This window comes from Rubrivivax soli (genome assembly GCF_049810355.1).
Lineage (GTDB): Bacteria > Pseudomonadota > Gammaproteobacteria > Burkholderiales > Burkholderiaceae_C > Rubrivivax.
The window spans coordinates 3,870,725-3,888,684 of record NZ_CP187368.1 but is presented as its reverse complement, the minus strand read 5'-3'; the positions used below and the strand labels follow the sequence as shown (position 1 = coordinate 3,888,684).

Sequence of the window (17,960 nt, the reverse complement as noted above, 5' to 3'; positions counted from 1 at the left end):
CGCCACGCCGCCCCGACGCCAGTCCGACCTTGGTGCCGGGCGCAGAAGCGCGGTCAGAAGAAGCTCTGCGGGATGATCAGGATGTCGCCGGGGCGCATCTCGACGTTGGCCGAGACGTCGCCACGCTTGATCAGGTCGTTCAGGCGCACCGAATACTGCTTGTTGCCGTCGGACGTGCGCAGGATGCTGGCGCCGTTGCCGTCGGCGAAGTCGGTGAGCCCGCCCACCGCGATCATCACGTCGAGCACCGTCATCTTCTGCTTGTAGGGCAGGAACTGCGGCCGCGCGGCCTGGCCGACGACGCGGATCTGCTCGCTGTAGGGGCCGACGAAGCTGGTGACGATGACCGTGACGATGGGATCGCGCACGAAGGCGCCGAGCTTCTTCTCGATCTCGCGCGCGATCTCGGTCGAGGTCTTGCCCTGGGCCACGAGCTCGTCGATCAGCGGTGTCGAGATCTTGCCGTCGGGCCGCACCGGCACGCTCATCGAGAGCTCGGGATTGCGCCAGACGGTGATGTTCAGGGTGTCGCCCGCACCCACCACGTAGCTGTAGTCCGACCCTTGCGGCGCCGCGGGTGCGGGCGGCAGGCCCCCGAGCGGGGTGCTGCCGCAGGCGGCCAGGACGAGCGCCGCCGCGAGCAGCGTAGCGCGCCGGGCGGCGGCGAGGAAGAAGGCAGGTCTCATGGTCGGCAAGAGCTCCGGTCACTGGTCTAGGAGGACGCTGCACGGCCAGCAAGGCCTGGCCATGGCGCGGACAACGACGGACGATCGCTGTGGCGGGACGTGTCCCCGGCCGCGAAGGACTGGGATGATGGCACAGCACCTCGGGCCGACAGCCCGGCACGCCGCCGCTGGCTTCCGTGCGAGCGCGCAATTTTCACGTTCAGTGACATTCGCCCGCCACCCCCAGGTTGGCAGGCCGGCGCCCGCGGCGGGCCGCCGACGCCCGCCGGGTCCGCCCCGGGCCCGGCGGGCATGGATCCCGGCGTGTCGAGATCCTTGACAGAGCCGCCCCGGAATCAGGCTAAGTTGTTGATTCATTGGGTTGGCACCGGTGTTGCTTAGTGGAAGCCAAGTCGCCACGGTGGCGTCCACCTCTCAAGGAGAAAAGCATGAAGTTCCTGAAGTCTCTTCTCGCGGCTGGCGCAGCTTCGATGCTGGCCTTCGCCCCGATGGCCTCGCAAGCCGCGCTGACGCTGACCCTCGACGACCTGGCGACCGGCGGTGTCGACGTCATCGTCCTCGACAACGGCGCCGGTGACGCGTTCGCCCTGGCCGACGTCATCACGTACATCGGCTCGGCCGGCAGTTTCAACATCAACGTGTCGACCGGTCTGGGCGACGCCGCCACGCCGGCGCTGTTCGGCCTGGACCTGAACTCGGTCAACACCAGCCTGGCCGCCGGTACGCTGCGCCTGACGCTGACCGAAACCGACCTGAACTTCGGGGCGCCTGCCGCGAGCAGCCTGCTGTTCAACGGCCTGATTGGCGGCACGACCACGGGCAATGTGTCTTGGTCGCTGCTGGTCGACGACAACAACGTCGGCGGTTATGGTGTTGGCACGGTGGCGATGAGTGGCGCAACCGCCGCCCCTGGCGCATTCGCGAACACTGGTGCTTCGTACCTGACGGCCACCGACCCGTTCGCGCTGACCCTGGTGGTCGACATCACCCACGGCGCTTCGGGCGGCACGACCAGCTTCGACTTCAGCGGCTCCATCCCCGAGCCGACCAGCCTGGCCCTGATCAGCCTGGCGCTGCTGGGTGCCGGCGTGGCCTCGCGCCGCCGCAAGGCCTGAATCCCGCGACGGGACACACCGGGCCACAGCGGCCCGGGCTTTGGATTGCCCCGCTTTGTCGGGGCTTTTCTTTGCCTGCCGGGTCCGCATACGGGCTCGGCGCGAAAGAATGCCGCGACCCCCCCCCCGGGGTCGTGGGGAAGCGATTGAACCTCGGAGGACGAAGCGCTTCCTACAATCGACACAGACGCGAGATCACCGCTCGGAGCGCAGGCATGGAACACACCCCCCAGGACCCCGGATCGGCGGCCACCCCCTATGAGGCGACTGCGGTACTGCAAGCCAAGGGCTTGGCACGGCGCCGCCTGCTTCGCGCCGGAGCCTCGGCGTCGCCCGTGCTGCTGACGCTGGCCAGCAGCCCCGTTTCGGCCACGACGAGCTGCGTGGTGGCGTCCTCCTTCGTCTCGGTGGCCACATTCAAGAGTCGCAACCCGACGACCACCTCGATCAAGTGCACCACGCGCACCTGCGAGGATTGGTATGCGCAAGCCAGCTTGCCCACCAGCGGCACTCCCAGCCGGCCCGCTTGCCTGGATGTCACGGTGGACGGCCTGTTTGGTGCCACATCTTCTACCTACAAGAGCTGGAAGTGCTACGATGTTTTGAAGAACGGCGGTGCAGGCATCACGACGAGTGGTGAACTTGGCGTCCTGCAGCACCTGATCGCGCTCTGCATGAACGTCACTCAGGGCTTCGCACCTTCGCCCGGGGGCATTAACAAGACCTACCTGCAGGGCATCTGGACCAACTACAAGGCGAACGGCAACATCTACAAGGCCACGGCGGCAGGCATCAGCTGGGATTCGAGCCAGCTGATCACCTGGCTGCGGGTGCAGATGTACCCGATCAGCATCTGACCTGACCATCTTGGACGGCTCCCCGGCCGGCGGTCGGCAGATCGTGGCCGCGCCCGGACTCCTGCTGAAGGACTGGGGAGAAGACACCGCCGTGGTCTACGCGCCGTCCGCGGCGCAGACGCACTGGGTCTCTGCGGACGCGGCAGACCTGCTGCGGGCCCTGGCCGCCGGCGATCCGCCGGGCCCGCTGCTGGACGCCGCCGATCCGGCGCTGCTCGACGGCCTGCTGCGCGTCGGCCTGCTGCAGCGCGCACCATGACCATGCTGCTGCGCGACCTGGCGCCGCCGACCGTCGCCGAACGCATGCGCAGCGGCCGCGGCCTGCGCCTGCGCACGGGTCCCTTCGTCGTCCAGGTCGCCACGCCGCTGGCCGAGGTCGGTCGCGCGGTCAGCGCGCTGTATGCCGACCACGCCGTGGCCGACGAGGGCGACTTCCTCGACTTCGACGTCGCCGTGCACCGCCCGCGCGGCTGGCGCCGATGGTGGCAGCCGCAGGTGGTGTTCCGCTTCGAAGGCGAAGAGCCCTTCAATCCCCTGCCGGGCGACCAGGGCTTCCCATTGCTGGAGTGGGGCCTGAACTGGTGTGTGTACGGGATGTGCCACCAGTACCTGATCCTGCACGCCGCCGTGCTCGAGCGCAACGGCCGCGCGCTGATCCTTCCCGCGCCATCGGGCTCGGGCAAGAGCACGCTGTGCGCCACGCTGCTGTTCAGCGGCTGGCGGCTGCTGTCCGACGAACTCACGCTGCTGTGTCCGCGGCACGGGCACGTGGTGCCCAATCCCCGACCGGTGAGCCTGAAGAACGCGTCCATCGACGTCATCCGGCGCTTTGCGCCCGAGGTCCGTTTCGGCTCGATCGTGCACGACACGGCCAAAGGCGTCGTGGGCCACTTCGCCGCCCCCGCGCAGGCCTTGCGCCGCGCGCACGAGCCGGCGCTGCCCGGCTGGGTGGTGCTGCCGAAGTACGCGGCCGGCGCACCGGCCACGCTGCAGCGCATCGACCGCGCGCAGGCCTTCATGCAGCTGGTCGAGAACGCCTTCAACTACGACGTCTTCGGCGTCGAAGGCTTTCAGCTGCTGGGCAGCGTGATCGACCGCAGCGCCTGCTACAGCTTCACGTACAGCGACGTGCACGAGGCCGCCGCACTGTTCGCGGCGCTGGCCGACCGCGGGTCGCCGTCATGAGCTGGCCCGCCGACCTGGCGGCCGACGCGCTGGCCGGCCGGCTGCGCCCGCACGCCGACGATGGCGTGCAGCTCGCGGCCCTGGTGCGCCAGGCCCGTGCCGCCGGTCTGCTGGGACGGGTGGGGCAGCAGGTGCTAGTGGCCACCGACGGCCCGGTGCCGGTGCAGGACGATGCTTCGCGCGGCCACCGCAACGCCGCCGCCATCGCCGCGCACGCCGAGGCTGCCATGCGGGTGTCCCGCGCCCAGCACAGCGAGATCCGCCGCGAGGTGCGGTTCCTGCTGCACGCGCTGGCCACGCTCGATGCGCCGGTGATCCTGCTGAAGGGCGCCGCCTACGTGATGGGCGGGCTGCCGGCCGCGCATGGCCGCGTCTTCTCGGACATCGACCTGCTGGTGCCCAAGGCCGCGCTGCCGCAGACCGAGTCGCTGCTGATGCTGGGCGGCTGGATGAACACCCACCACACCGCCTACGACCAGCGCTACTACCGCCAGTGGATGCACGAGCTGCCGCCACTGCAGCACCTGCAGCGCAACACGGTGGTCGACGTGCACCACACCATCCTGCCCGAGACCTCGCGGCTGCGGCCCGACGCCGCCCGGCTCATCGGGGCCAGCGTGCCGGTGCCGGGCGTGGCCGGCCTGCGCATGCTCTGCCCCGCCGACATGGTGCTGCACAGCATGACGCACCTGTTCATGAACGACGACATGGGCCACGCGCTGCGCGACCTGTCCGACCTGGACCTGCTGCTGCGCCACTTCGGCGACGGCGGCGCCGGGGGTCCCGACTTCTGGCAGCGCCTGGTGGAACACGCGGGCTGGCACCAGCTGCGGCGGCCGCTGTTCTACGGGCTGCGCTACACGGCACGACTGCTCGGCACGCCGGTGCCCGCCGAAGCGCGCCGTGCGCTGCGCGGCGCGGCACCCGGCCCGGCGCTGCTGGCGTTGATGGACGCCATCTGGCACCGCGCGCTGCGCTCGCCGCATCCCGAGGCGGCACCGCCGGGGCGGGCGGCAGCGCTCGGCGCGCTGTACCTGCGCGGCCACTGGCTGCGCATGCCGCCGGTGATGCTGGCCCGCCACCTGACGGTGAAGGCGCTGCGCCTGCACCAGCGTGGCGACCGGGACGGCCGGGCCGGCGCAGACGGCGAACGCCAGACCGCTGCCGACGCCCCCCGCTGAGCAGCGCGCCTGCAGGCCACGCCCCTGCAACAGAGTGTGTGCAGGACTGCGCGAACACCCGCCGCACCGGCGGCCGGACGCGCCCGGCCATGCGCCGCGTCCGTATGCTCGGCGCCGTTGCTCGGCCATCTTGCCGGCACGCGGTTCCCGATTGCAGATCACCCCGTGTTCCCTGGCGAATGCGGGCTCGTCAACCCCCTGCCAACACCTGCTTGACGCTGCATCCTCCAGGCAGATGACAGGCCGGCTCGACCCCTCAAGGCGGGGATTGTTGGTGCCACCAACGGCTGCTTACAGTGCGAGCCGCCTAGGGGTCGAAGAGCCCGGCATCGATGGGGGCGCGGCGCGCACGGGCGCCGACGTCGCCCGGCAAGGCGCATCTGCCGCTTTCGGGTTGTCCGCTGTCCCTCGTTGCGAAACTCCCATGATCCGCATCTTCAATCACTACGTGCACCGCGCCTCGCTGCGCAGCATGTTCTTCGATCTGACGCTGGCGCTGCTGGTGGCCATCGGCGCCATCGCCTTCCAGGTCGGCGGCATCGACCACGCCATGCCGATGGCCGGCACGCACGTGGTGTCGTTCGCCGCCGGGCTGTTCGTCATCAACAGCGCCTCCGGCCTGTATGAAGTGGCGCCGCTGGGCTCGTTCAGCCGCGCCTGCGCGAAGGCGCTGCTGGTCCTGCTGGTGGCCCTGCCGCTGGCCTACGCGATTTTCGGCCTGCTGCCGGCCGAGATGGTCAGCCGCGGCGCGATCCAGTTCACCGTGATGGCGGGCGTCTCGGCGCTGGTCATGCGCCGCGTCTACGTCTCGCATTGGGGCACGGCCCGCACGGCCCGCACCCGCATTCTGATCTTCGGTGCCGGCGCGGCCGCCGTGGTGGTGGGCAAGACGCTGAAGGCGTCGGACCCCAACGCGCACATCGTCGGCTACGTCGCCGGCCCGAACGAGCTCGAGACCGCCGTGCCGGCAGACGAACTGCTCAGCCTGACCGGCTCGCTGACCGAGACCGTGGAGCGGCTGAACGTCGACGAGATCGTGGTCGCGCTCACCGAGCGCCGCGCCGGCAGCATGCCGCTGCGGCAACTGCTCGACTGCAAGCTCGCCGGCATCAAGGTGTACGACCTCAACAGCCACTTCGAGAAGACGCTGGGCCAGATCCGCATCGACTACCTCAGCGCCAGCTGGCTGATCTTCGGCGACGGCTTCAACCAGGGTGCGTGGCGCACGGCTGTCAAGCGCGTCTTCGACATCCTCTCGGCACTGGTGCTGATCGTGCTGTCGGCGCCCATCATGGTGATCACGGCGATCCTGATCAAGCTCGAGAGCCCCGGGCCCGTGCTGTACCGGCAGGAGCGCACCGGCCAGCTCGGCAAGAGCTTCAACGTCACGAAGTTCCGCAGCATGCGCACCGACGCCGAGAAGGACGGCAAGCCGCGCTGGGCCACCACCAACGACAGCCGCGTCACGCGCGTGGGCAACGTCATCCGCCGGCTGCGGATCGACGAGCTGCCGCAGCTGTTCAACGTGCTCAAGGGCGAGATGAGCATGGTCGGCCCGCGCCCGGAGCGCCCGTTCTTCGTCGAGCAGCTGACGCAGGAGATCCCGTTCTACGCCGTGCGCCACAGCGTCAAGCCCGGGGTCACGGGCTGGGCCCAGGTGCGCTACCACTACGGCTCCACCGTCGAGGATTCGCAGGAGAAGCTCCAGTACGATCTGTACTACGTGAAGAACCACACGCTGTTCCTGGACCTCGTGGTGCTGCTCGAAACCGTCGGCGTCGTGCTGACCGGCAAGGGCGCCCGCTGAGACACCCGGCGCGCCGCATCGGGTGCGTCCGCCGCGGCGCCCGCGCGTCGTGTTGCGCAGCAGCGCGTCGACCATGAGTGCACCGCGTGGATGACATGGCTGTGATCGGCTACGGCACCGCCGCCGCCGTGCATCTGCTGTTTGCCGCCTACCTGGCGCTGTCCGGGCGGCTGCAGCGCGAAGGCGCGCTGGCCTCGGCGCTGCTGCTGGCTGCCGTGCTGACCAGCGCCGCCTGGGCAGGCACCTCGGCCATCGCCGCCGTCTACCAGCCGTTGCTGTGGCCGGCGATGGCCGCGTTCTTCGACCTCGCGCGCTACGCCGCCTGGTTCGCCTTCCTGCTGGTGTCCATCGGCGTGCGCCGCGGCAACACCGGCAGCGGCCAGACCGTGCTGTCGCGGCTGCGCTGGGTGCTGCTGTGCTTCGTCGTCGCTGCGGCCTTGCTGCAGGCGCTGCGCATCGCAGGCGGCCACATCGACGCGCCGCCCTCGCGCCTGGTCATCGCCTGCCTGCTGGCGCTGCCACTGGGCGGGGCACTGCTGATCGAGCAGCTGTTCCGCAATCTCGGCGACGGCTCGCGCTGGAACGCCAAGCCGGTGTGCCTGGGGCTGGCTTGCGTCTTCTCGTTCGACATCTACCTGTATTCCACGGCGCTGATGTTCGGCGGCTTCGACCCCGACGCGCTCACCGCGCGCGGTGCCGTGCACCTGCTGGCCGTGCCCTTCCTGTTCGTGGCCGCGCGCCGCCGCAGCGACTGGGTGGCGCGCATGCAGGTCTCGCGCGCGGCGGCCTTCCACTCGGCAACGCTCGTGCTGGTGGGCGTGTACCTGCTGTTCATGTCGAGCATCGGGTACTACGTTCGCTACTTCGGCGGCGACTGGGGCCGGGCGCTGCAGCTGAACATCATGTTCGCCGCCGTGGCACTGCTGGTGGCCGTGGTGGTGTCGGGCTCGCTGCGGGCCAAGCTCAAGGTCTTCGTCGGCAAGCACTTCTTCAGCTACCGCTTCGACTACCGCGAGGAATGGCTGCGCTTCACCGCCATGCTGTCGACGCAGGGTTCGCCCAGCGAGGTCGGCTCGCACGTCGTCCGCGGCCTGGCGAACATGGTGGAGTGCCCCGCCGGCAGCCTGTGGACACGCGCCGACGCCAGCAGCCCGTTCACGCAGACGGCGCGCTGGAACATGCCGCAGATCACGGCCGAGGAACCTGCCGACTCGCCCTTCTGCGGCTTCCTGCGCGAGACGGCCTGGGTGGTCGACCTCGACGAGTTCCGGGCCTCGCCGCGCCGCTACGAGGAACTCGCGCTGCCGAGCTGGCTGCTGGGCATCCCCAACCCCTGGCTGGTGGTGCCGCTGCTGGTGGGCGACGAACTCCTGGGCTTCGTGCTGCTGGCCCGGCCGCGCACCGCCATCGAGATCGACTGGGAGGTGCTGGACCTGCTGAAGACCGCCAGCCGGCAGGCCGCGGGCTACCTGGCGCAGATGCGCGCCACCGAGGCCCTGCTGGAAGCGCGCAAGTTCGATGCCTTCAACCGCATGTCGGCCTTCGTGGTGCACGACCTGAAGAACATCGTCACCCAGCTCTCGCTGATGCTGAAGAACGCGGAACGTCTGCACGCCAACCCGGAATTCCAGCAGGACATGCTGTTGACGGTGGAAAGTTCGCTGGAGAAGATGCGACGGCTGATGCTGCAGCTGCGCGAAGGCGCGACACCGCCCGGCGGCAGCAGCGGCGTCGAACTCGCGCCCATCGTGGCCCGGCTCGAAGGCGCCGCGCGGGCCCAGGGCCGCAGACTTGACGTGGAGCAAGTCGACCGGCTGGCCACGCGCGGCCACGACGACCGCCTGGAGCGTGTGCTCGGGCACCTGGTGCAGAACGCCCTGGACGCGACCCCCCAGGATGGCCGCGTCTGGCTGCGTGTCGAGCGCTACAGTGGGCAGGTCAAGATCGAGATCGGCGACACCGGAGCAGGAATGACCGAGGAATTCGTGCAGACGAAACTGTTCAAGCCCTTCAACACCACCAAGCGCAGCGGCATGGGCGTGGGCAGTTACGAGAGCCACCAGTACATCCGCGAACTCGGCGGCAGCATCGGCGTGCACAGCCGCGTCGGCGAAGGCACGCTGGTCACGGTGCTGCTGCCGCTGTTCGAGCGCCAGCACGGCTCCGACCTGCTGCCGCAGGCACGCCCATGAGCGACCACAGCGCGTCGCCCCTGCTGATCGTCGAGGACGACCTCGCGCTGCAGAAGCAGATCAAGTGGTCGCTCGACAGCTTCGAGTCCGTCACCGCCAGCGACCGCGAGAGCGCGCTGCTGCAGTTCCGCCGCCACCAGCCCGCCGTGGTGACGATGGACCTGGGCCTGCCGCCCGACCCGGACTCCACGTCCGAAGGCTTCAAGCTGCTGGCGCAGATGCTCGACATCGACCCGGCCGTGAAGGTCATCGTGCTGACGGGCCAGAACGAGCAGTCGAACGCGCTGCGCGCGGTGGCGCTGGGCGCCTACGACTTCCTGGCCAAGCCGTTCGACCCCGACGTGCTGAAGCTGACGATCGAACGCGCCTACCGGCTGGCCGAACTGCAGGCCGAGAACCGCCGCCTGCAGACGCTGGCGCAGCCCGACGCACTGGGCAGCCTGATCACGCGCGACCCCGACATGATGCGCATCGCGCGCACGATCGACCGCGTGGCTTCCAGCAACGCCACCGTGATGCTGCTGGGCGAAAGCGGCACCGGCAAGGAAGTGCTGTCGCAGGGACTGCACGTGGCCAGCAAGCGCAGCGGCCGCTTCGTCGCGATCAACTGCGCCGCCATCCCCGAGAACCTGCTGGAGAGCGAGCTCTTCGGCTACGAGAAGGGCGCCTTCACCGGCGCCGCGAAGCAGACGCTCGGCAAGATCGAGACCGCCGACAAGGGCACGCTGATGCTCGACGAGATCGGCGACCTGCCGCATTCGCTGCAGGCCAAGCTGCTGCGCTTCCTGGAGCAGCGCACGATCGAGCGCCTGGGCGGCCGCAACGAGATTCCGGTCGACGTGCGCGTGGTCTGCGCCACGCACCAGGACCTGAAGAAGCTCAGCGCCGAAGGCCGCTTCCGCGAAGACCTGTACTACCGGCTGGCCGAGATCGTGGTCACGATCCCGCCGCTGCGCCAGCGCACCGGCGACGCCGTGCTGCTGGCCCACGCCTTCGTGCGCCGCTTCGCACAGGAGCAGCGCCGCAACGGCCTGGCCCTGTCGGAGGACGCGGTGCGGGCCATCGAGCTGCACCCGTGGCCGGGCAACGTGCGCGAGCTGCTGAACGCGATGAAGCGAGCCGTCATCATGAGCGACGGCGACCGCATCACGCCCGACGACCTCGGGCTGCCTTCGCCCAGCGACAACAGCAGCGGCGAGCGCACCGACCTCGACCTGCGCACCGTGCGCGAGACCGCCGAGCGCCAGGCCATCCTGGCGGCGCTGGCCCGCGCCAACGACAACATCGTGAAGGCCTCGGAGATCCTGGGGGTCAGCCGGCCCACGCTGTACGACCTGATGAAACGCCTGGCGATCCGCTGAAGCCGCGGGCGCCGACCCAACCACCACGCCATGCACGAACGCGCCATGCCCATCGCCCCGCCCCTACACCGTGGCCGCATGGCTGCCGTCGTGCTCGCCTGTGCGCTGGCCCTGGGCGCCTGCGGCGGTGATTCAGCGCCCTCGCTCATCGCCGCCGGCAAGGAGTCGCTGGCCAAGAAGGACCCGCGCACCGCGCTGATCCAGTTCAAGTCGGCCTTGCAGAAGGAGCCCGATTCGGCCGAAGCCCGTTACCTGCTGGGCCTGGCCCTGCTGGAGGCCGGCGACCCGTTCAGTGCCGTGGTCGAGCTGACCAAGGCGCTGGACCAGCGCCACGACGACAACCAGGTCATGCCGGCGCTGGGGCGTGCGCTGCTGATGGCCGGCGGCGCCAAGAAGCTGACGACGCTGTACGGCGCCGTGACGCTCAGCGACAAGACCGCCAACGCATCGCTGAAGTCGTCGGTGGCCAACGCCTGGGGCGTGATCGGCGACAAGGCGCGCGCGCTCGAGGCCCTGAGCGCCGCTGCGGCGTCGGTGCCCGACTACCCGGCCGTGCTGATCCTGCAGGCACGCCTGAAGGCCGACGAACGCCAGTACGACGCGGCGCTGGCCACGGTGGAGCAGGTGCTGGCGCGCAACGGCACGCATGCCGAGGCGCTGCACCTGAAGGGCGAGATCCTGCTGCATGCCAAGAACGATGCCGCCGGCGGCGAGGCAGCGTTCACGCAGGCGCTGGTGGCCGAACCGGCCTACATCGCTTCGCACCTGGCGCTGATCAGCCTGCGCCTGCGTGCCGGCGACGTGCCCGGCGCCAAGGCGCAGGCGGCGAAGCTGCACGCGCTGCTGCCCAAGCACCCGCAGACCCTGTTCATCGACGCCCGGCTGGCGCTGCTGGACAAGGACCTGAAGAAGGCCCGCGAACTGACGCAGCAGCTGCTGCGCATCGCGCCCGACAACATCGGCGTGCTCCAGCTCGCGGGCACCGTCGAGGGCATGTCCGGCCAGCTGGTCGTCGCCGAGAGCCACTATGCCAAGGCGCTGCAGCTCGAACCTGGCCTCATCGGCGCCAGGCGCAGCCTGGCCAAGGTGCAACTGCGCCAGGGCCAGGCGGTGAAGGCGCTGGCCACGCTGGCCCCGGTGATCGACGGCAAGCAGACACCGGACGCCGAGGCGCTGGCCGTCGCCGGCGAGGCGCAGCTGCAGCTCGGCGACGCACGCGCGGCCGAGCAGCTGTTCCTGCGTGCGGCCAAGCTGGCGCCGGAAGATCCCAAGCTGCGCACCGCGCTGGCGCTGATGACGCTGTCGCGCGGCGACGCCTCCGCGGCGTTCTCGCAGCTCGAAGCCATCTCGGCGCAGACGCAGGACAGCGCGTCCGACCTGGCGATCGTGAGCGCGCGGCTGAAGCGCAAGGAGTACCCTGCCGCGCTGCAGGCGCTGGACGGCCTGGCCCGGAAGCAGCCGCAGAGCGCCACGGTGCCCGAACTGCGCGGCTCGGTCTACGTGGCGCAGCGCGACTACGCCGCTGCACGCAAGGCCTACGAGCAGGCGCTGTCGCTGGAGCCCAGCCGCTTCAGCGCCGTGTACAGCCTGGCGACGCTGGACGTGCTGGAAGGCAAGCCCGACCAGGCCCAGCAGCGCCTGGACAAGGTGATCGCCAGCGACCCGCGCAACCACGTCGCACGCATGGCGCTGGCCAGCCTGCAGCAGCGCCAGAACCTGCCGCTGGCCACGATCCAGAAGACGCTGGCCGACGGCATCCAGGCCGAGCCCACCGAGCCCGCGCCGCGCCTGCAGCTGATCGAGCTGCTGCTGCAGCGCAAGCAGTACAAGGAGGCGCTGTCGGTGGCGCAGGAAGCGCGTGCCGCGCTGCCCAACGATGCCAACGTGCTCGACGCGGTCGGACGGGCGCAGTCGCTGGCGGGCGACACGCAGCAGGCGCTCAGCACCTTCCGGCAGCTGGCCGGCGTCGAGACACGTTCGGCGCGTGCGCAGTTGCGCATCGCCGACCTGATGAAGTCCACGGGCAACCGCGAAGGCGCCGTCTCGGCGCTGCGGCGCGCGCTGGAGATCGAGCCGGGCAACGATGCCGCGCAGGTGCGTCTGATGGACCTGTTGATCACCGACGGCAAGCCCAAGGACGCCCTGGAGATGGCGCGCGGCATGCAGCAGCGCATGCCTGCGGTGGCCACGGGCTACCTGCTCGAAGGCGCCATCCACCAGCGCGTGAAGGCCACCGACGCCGCGATCGAGGCCTACCGCAACGGCATCGCCAAGGCCGCCGCCAGCAGCGAGCTGGCCGTGGCATTGCACAAGGCGCTCCTGCTGCGCGGCAGCACGGCCGAGGCCGATCGCTTCGCGGCCGGCTGGATGAAGCAGCAGCCGAGCGACGTGCAGTTCGAGTACCACCTCGCCACGGTCGCGATCCTGCGCAACGAGCTCGACAAGGCGGAGACGCTGCTGACGCGCGTGCTGTCGCTGCTGCCCAACCACCCGATGGCGCTGAACAACCTGGCCTGGGTGATGGCCACGCGCGGCAAGCCGGGGGCGCTGATCCACGCGCAGCGCGCCGTGGACCTGCTGCCCAACCGTCCTGCGCTGCTGGACACGCTGGCGCTCGCGCTGGCCGCCGACAAGCAGCTGCCCAAGGCGCTGGAGATGCAGCGCAAGGCCATCGAGATCGCCCCCGGCGACATGGGCCTGCGCCTGAACCTGGCCAAGCTGGCGCTGCAGGCCGGCGACAAGGCGCTGGCCCGCACCGAACTCGAGCGGCTGGCCGCGCAGGGCACCCGGCTCACCTACCACGCAGAAGTCTCGCGTCTGCTGAAGACGCTGTAACCGCACGCACCGCCATGACACTGAAGCACACCCTGATCGCGTCCTGCATCGCCGGCCTGACGCTCACCCTGGCAGGCTGCGGCGGCGAGTCCGAAGAGAAGCTGATGGCGTCGGCCAAGGACTTCGTGGCACAGAACGACAACAAGTCCGCCATCATCCAGCTCAAGAGTGCGCTGCAGCAGAACCCGAAGTCGGGCGAGGCGCGGCTGATGCTGGGCATTGCGCTGCGCGAGAGCGGCGACCCTGCCGGCGGGCTGCTGGAGCTGCGCAAGGCGCAGGAGCTCGGCGTGCCCGACGCACAGCTGCTGCCCGAGCTGGCCCGCACGATGCTGCTGGCCGGCGAGTTCAGCAAGGTGGCCGGCCAGTACGCCGGCACCGAGCTGAGCGAGCCCCGGGCCCATGCCGACCTGGCCGTGAGCGTGGCGCAGGCCTTCGCGGTGCAGGGCAACAAGGCGCAGGCGCTCGAAAACTCCACCCGCGCGCTGCAGGCCGTGCCGGGGTTCGCGCCGGCGATCGTGCTGCAGGCGCAGCTGAAGGCCAGCGACAACGACGTCGACGGCGCGCTCTTCCTGCTCGACGACGTGCTGGCGAAGGAGCCCGGCAACATGCGGGCCGGTCTGCTCAAGGGCGAGATGCTCTGGCAGGGCAAGCGCGACCGCGACGGGGCGCTGGCGGCGTACCGCAAGGTGGCGGCGGGCCACCCGAAGTCGGTGGCGGCGCGGGCCGCCATCGTCAGCATCCTGGTCGAGCAGCAGAAGTTCGACGAGTCGCGCACCGAGCTCGCCGAACTCTCGAAGGTGGCGCCCAACCATCCGGACACGCTGTTCCTGGAGGCACGCTCGGCATTCCTGAAATCGGACTACACGGCCACGCGCGAGATCACCGAACGCCTGCTGAAGGTGCTGCCCGACAACGTGCCCGCGCTGGAGCTGGCCGGGGCCGCGGAGTTCCGCCTCAAGTCGGACGTGCAGGCCGAGGTGCTGCTGTCGCGGGCCGTCAAGCTGGCGCCGAACCGCCTGCTGCCGCGCCACCTGCTGGCGCAGATCCACGTCCGTGGCGGGCAGCCCGTGCGCGCCATCGAAGTGCTGCAACCCGCGATCGACAGCCCGCAGGCCGACGGCGTGACGCTCGCGCTGGCCGGCGAGGCCTACCTGCAGTCCGGCGACATCGCACGCTCGGACGCGGCGTTCCAGCGGGCCGCCAAGGCCGCGCCGCAGGACGCGCGCGTGCGCACCTCGGTCGCGATGGCGCAGGTGGTGCGCGGCAATGCCGGCGGGGCCATCGCCGAGCTCGAGAGCCTGACCGTCGACGACAGCAGCCCGCGTGCCGACCTGGCCCTGGTCAGCGGCCGCCTGCGGCAGAAGGACCTGCCCGGCGCGCTGAGGGCCGTGGAAGGCCTGCGCAAGAAGATGCCCGACAGCCCGCTGCCCGATCTGCTGCAAGGGCGCGTGCTGGTGCTGCAGAAGAACACCACGGCGGCGGCGGCGGCCTTCCAGGCTGCACTGGCCAAGGACGCCAAGTACTTCCCGGCGGTGTCCAGCCTGGCGGCCATGGACCTGGAGGCGGGCCGCACCGACCAGGCCAAGCAGCGCTTCCAGGCGCTGATCCAGGCCGACCCGCGCAACCACCGCGCACACCTGGCGCTGGCCGAGATCGCGAGCCGGGCGAACGCACCGGGTGCCGAGATCACGCGCATGGTGAGCGAGGCCGTGAAGGCAGCACCGGGCGAAGCGCAGCCGCGGCTGTTGCTGGTCAACCACCTGCTGCGACAGGGGGACGCCAAGGCCGCGCTGGTGGCCGCGCAGGACGCCAGCGCCACGCTGCCGAACAACTTCGAGGTGATGAACGCGCTGGGCCGTGCCCAGCTGGCCTCGGGCGACGGGCAGCAAGCCGTGTCCACCTTCAAGAAGCTCGCCGCGGCGCAGCCCACCAACGCCTTCCACCAGATGAGCCTGGCCGAAGCCCAGGTGGCGGTGAAGGACACCGACGGCGCCAAGGTCAGCCTGAAGCGCGCGCTGGAGATCGACCCGAAGCTGCTGCAGGCGCACCGGGGCCTGGTCAGCATCGCGATGGCGGACAAGCGGCCCGACGACGCCGTGCTGGTCGCCCGCGAGCTCCAGCGCAAGGCGCCGAAGGAGATGGGCGGCTTCCTGCTCGAAGGCGAGATCGAGAGCAGCCGCAGGAACTGGCCGGCGGCCGCGGCGGCCTACCGGGCATCGATGCAGCGGCAGAAGACGCCCGAAGCGGTGATGGGGCTGCACGCCGCGCTGGTCGGCACGGGCCAGCGCGGCGAGGCCGACCGCCTGGCGGCGGAGTGGCAGCGCGAACAGCCGAACGACGCGGCCTTCCGCTTCTACCTGGGCGACCAGGCGCTGAATCGCAAGGACTACGCGGTGGCGGAAGGCCACTACAAGGCGGTGCTCGAGATGCAGCCGCGCAATGCGCTGGCCATGAACAACCTGGCCTGGTTGCTGGTGCAGCAGAACAAACCCGGTGCGGTGAAGCTGGCCGAGGACGCCAACACGCTGATGCCCGACCGCGCGCCGCTGCTCGACACGCTGGCCACGGCCCTGGCGGCCGACAAGCAGTTCCCGCGGGCCATCGAGACGCAGAAGCGGGCCATCGCCCGCAACCCGCAGGACCCGGGGCTGCAACTGGGCCTGGCGCGCATCTACATCCAGTCGGGCGACAAGGTGCAGGCGCGCGGCGAACTCGAGGCACTGGCCAAGTTGGGCGACAAGTTCCGCGGCCAGGGCGAGGTCGCCGACCTGCTGAAGACCGTGCAGTGACCAACGGGCCGGCGCGGCGGCGCTGGCTGCAGGCGGCAGCCTGCAGCGTGCTGCCGGCCTGCGTGCTCGGCAGCGGGCCTGCGGCCGCCACTTTGCCGGAAGTGATCGCTCGCCTGCGGGGATCTGTCCTGCCGGTGGGCACCTACAGCCCGACCGACAGTCCCCGGTTCGGCTTTCGTGGCACCTGCTTCGTCGTCGGCGACGGCAACCTGGTGGCCACCAACTTCCACGTGCTGCCGCCGGCCGCCGAGACAGCCACCGGTGCGCGCCTGGCGGTCATGGCCGGCCGCAGCGGCGACCTGGGCCAGCTGCGCATGGCCACGCTGGTCGGCAGCGACCGGGCGCGCGACCTGGCGCTGCTGCGCATCGACGGCCCGCCGCTGGTGCCGGTGGCGCTGGACGGTGCGGGCAGCGCGCGCGAGGGGCAGTCGATCGCGCTGATGGGCTACCCGATCGGTGGAGCGCTGGGCTTCTCGCCAGTCACGCACCGCGGCATCGTCGCCTCGGTGACCCAGATCGCGCTGCAGGCGCCGACAGCCCAGCAGCTCGACCCCCGGGCCATCAGCCGGCTGCGCGGCGGCAACTTCGAGGTGCTGCAGCTCGACGCCACCGCCTATCCCGGCAACAGCGGCGGACCGGTGTTCGACGCCGACAGCGGCGTCGTGCTGGCGGTGCTGAACATGGTGCTGGTGAAGAGCAGCCGGGAGTCCGCGCTGTCGCAGCCCACCGGCATCAGCTATGCCATTCCGGTGCGGCACCTGCTGGCACTGCTGGCCGAACAGCCGGCAGCAGCGCCGCGCTGAGACGCACCGGGCCGCGTTGCGCGGCGTCAGACCTTGTAGTAGTCGCGGTACCAGGCCACGAAACGGCGGATGCCTGTCCGGATGTCGGTGCCGGGCTTGAAACCGGTCCATTCCGTGAGGGCGTCGACGTCGGCGTACGTGGCCGGCACGTCCCCGTCCTGCAGCGGCAGCAGGTTCTTCTGGGCCGGCATGCCGAGCGCTTCCTCGATCGCGGCCACGAAGTCCAGCAGCGGCACCGGATCGTGGTTGCCGATGTTGAAGACGCGGTAGGGCGCGTCGCTGGTGGCCGGGTCGGCCGTCTCCGATCGGTAGTCCGGGTTCGGCGTCGCCACGCGGTCGAGCACCCGGATCACGCCTTCGACGATGTCGTCCACGAACGTGAAGTCCCGCAGCATGTTGCCGTGGTTGAACACGTCGATCGGTCGCCCCTCCAGGATGGCCTTCGTGAACAGGAACAGCGCCATGTCGGGCCGTCCCCAGGGGCCGTAGACCGTGAAGAAGCGCAGCCCGGTCGTGGGCAGGCGGAACAGATGGCTGTAGGTGTGCGCCATCAGCTCGTTGGCCTTCTTCGTGGCCGCGTACATGCTGACCGGATGGTCCACGCTGTCGTGCTCGGAGAACGGCATCTTGGTGTTGCCACCGTAGACGCTGGAACTCGACGCGTAGACCAGGTGCTGCACCTGCGTGTGGCGGCAGCCTTCGAGGACGTTCATGAAGCCGACGACGTTGCTGTCGATGTAGGCGTGCGGGTTCTGCAGCGAGTACCGCACCCCGGCCTGCGCCGCGAGGTGGATCACGCGGTCGAAGCGCTCTTCGGCGAACAGCCGCTCGGTGCCGGCGCGGTCGGCGACGTCCATCTTCACGAAGCGGAAGCGCTCGTGCGGGGTCAGGCGGGCCAGCCGGTCCTGCTTCAGGCGGACGTCGTAGTAGTCGTTCAGGTTGTCGAGACCGACGACCTCGTCACCACGGGCGAGCAGACGGTGCGCGGCGGTGCTGCCGATGAAGCCGGCAGCGCCGGTGAGCAGGATTTTCATAGGCCGCCATTGGACCAAAGTTTGCAGCCGCGCCGCGGGACGTTTTCACGCTGCGCCGCGGCGGACATGGGGGGGCGCCCCGGCCGGCGCCACAAAACAAAACGCCGCCCACTGG

General features: G+C 70.2%; 13 protein-coding genes. 11 read left to right on the top strand and 2 right to left on the bottom strand.

What is annotated here, in order from left to right:
• Positions 1-53: 53 nt before the first annotated feature.
• Positions 54-686, bottom strand: coding sequence for an XrtA/PEP-CTERM system exopolysaccharide export protein (locus ACPOLB_RS17795; protein WP_425257353.1), 633 nt, complete (start codon positions 684-686; stop codon positions 54-56).
• A gap of 380 nt (positions 687-1,066) precedes the next feature.
• Here ACPOLB_RS17795 and ACPOLB_RS17790 point away from each other — a divergent pair, with 380 nt between their 5' ends.
• From ACPOLB_RS17790 to ACPOLB_RS17740, 11 genes are all read left to right on the top strand, one after another.
• Entirely contained in the window at positions 1,067-1,801 is a 735-nt protein-coding gene (locus ACPOLB_RS17790) for a PEP-CTERM sorting domain-containing protein (protein WP_425257352.1), read from the top strand.
• Between the two features lie 215 nt (positions 1,802-2,016).
• Positions 2,017-2,658 (top strand): hypothetical protein, encoded by a 642-nt coding sequence (locus ACPOLB_RS17785; RefSeq protein ID WP_425257351.1) that lies wholly within the window; start codon positions 2,017-2,019, stop codon positions 2,656-2,658.
• A 10-nt stretch (positions 2,659-2,668) separates the two neighbouring features.
• Positions 2,669-2,917, top strand: coding sequence for a hypothetical protein (locus tag ACPOLB_RS17780; protein ID WP_425257350.1), 249 nt, complete (start codon positions 2,669-2,671; stop codon positions 2,915-2,917).
• A complete protein-coding gene (locus ACPOLB_RS17775) occupies positions 2,914-3,843 on the top strand; it encodes an HprK-related kinase A (protein WP_425257349.1) in 930 nt (309 codons plus the stop codon). The genes ACPOLB_RS17780 and ACPOLB_RS17775 overlap by 4 nt, the downstream gene beginning before the upstream one ends.
• Complete coding sequence (locus ACPOLB_RS17770; protein ID WP_425257348.1) at positions 3,840-5,024, top strand: nucleotidyltransferase family protein; 1,185 nt, start codon at positions 3,840-3,842, stop codon at positions 5,022-5,024. Before ACPOLB_RS17775 ends, ACPOLB_RS17770 begins: the two co-directional genes overlap by 4 nt.
• A gap of 424 nt (positions 5,025-5,448) precedes the next feature.
• Positions 5,449-6,831, top strand: coding sequence for a TIGR03013 family XrtA/PEP-CTERM system glycosyltransferase (locus ACPOLB_RS17765; protein ID WP_425257347.1), 1,383 nt, complete (start codon positions 5,449-5,451; stop codon positions 6,829-6,831).
• 95 nt (positions 6,832-6,926) lie between these two features.
• On the top strand, positions 6,927-9,023 hold the full coding sequence (gene prsK, locus ACPOLB_RS17760; protein WP_425261941.1) for an XrtA/PEP-CTERM system histidine kinase PrsK: 2,097 nt from the start codon (positions 6,927-6,929) through the stop codon (positions 9,021-9,023).
• The gene (prsR, locus tag ACPOLB_RS17755) at positions 9,020-10,384 is read left to right on the top strand and encodes a PEP-CTERM-box response regulator transcription factor (RefSeq protein WP_425257346.1); all 1,365 of its coding nucleotides are present in this window, start codon (positions 9,020-9,022) and stop codon (positions 10,382-10,384) included. Before prsK ends, prsR begins: the two co-directional genes overlap by 4 nt.
• A 78-nt stretch (positions 10,385-10,462) precedes the next feature.
• A complete protein-coding gene (prsT, locus tag ACPOLB_RS17750) occupies positions 10,463-13,219 on the top strand; it encodes an XrtA/PEP-CTERM system TPR-repeat protein PrsT (protein WP_425257345.1) in 2,757 nt (918 codons plus the stop codon).
• A 14-nt stretch (positions 13,220-13,233) separates the two neighbouring features.
• A complete protein-coding gene (gene prsT, locus ACPOLB_RS17745) occupies positions 13,234-16,008 on the top strand; it encodes an XrtA/PEP-CTERM system TPR-repeat protein PrsT (protein ID WP_425257344.1) in 2,775 nt (924 codons plus the stop codon).
• Complete coding sequence (locus ACPOLB_RS17740; protein WP_425257343.1) at positions 16,005-16,811, top strand: S1 family peptidase; 807 nt, start codon at positions 16,005-16,007, stop codon at positions 16,809-16,811. Before prsT (ACPOLB_RS17745) ends, ACPOLB_RS17740 begins: the two co-directional genes overlap by 4 nt.
• A 26-nt stretch (positions 16,812-16,837) precedes the next feature.
• Here ACPOLB_RS17740 and ACPOLB_RS17735 read toward each other — a convergent pair whose 3' ends face one another.
• Positions 16,838-17,845 carry an NAD-dependent epimerase gene (locus ACPOLB_RS17735; protein ID WP_425257342.1) on the bottom strand — a complete coding sequence of 336 codons (1,008 nt, stop codon included), beginning with the start codon at positions 17,843-17,845 and terminating at the stop codon, positions 16,838-16,840.
• Positions 17,846-17,960 lie beyond the last annotated feature (115 nt).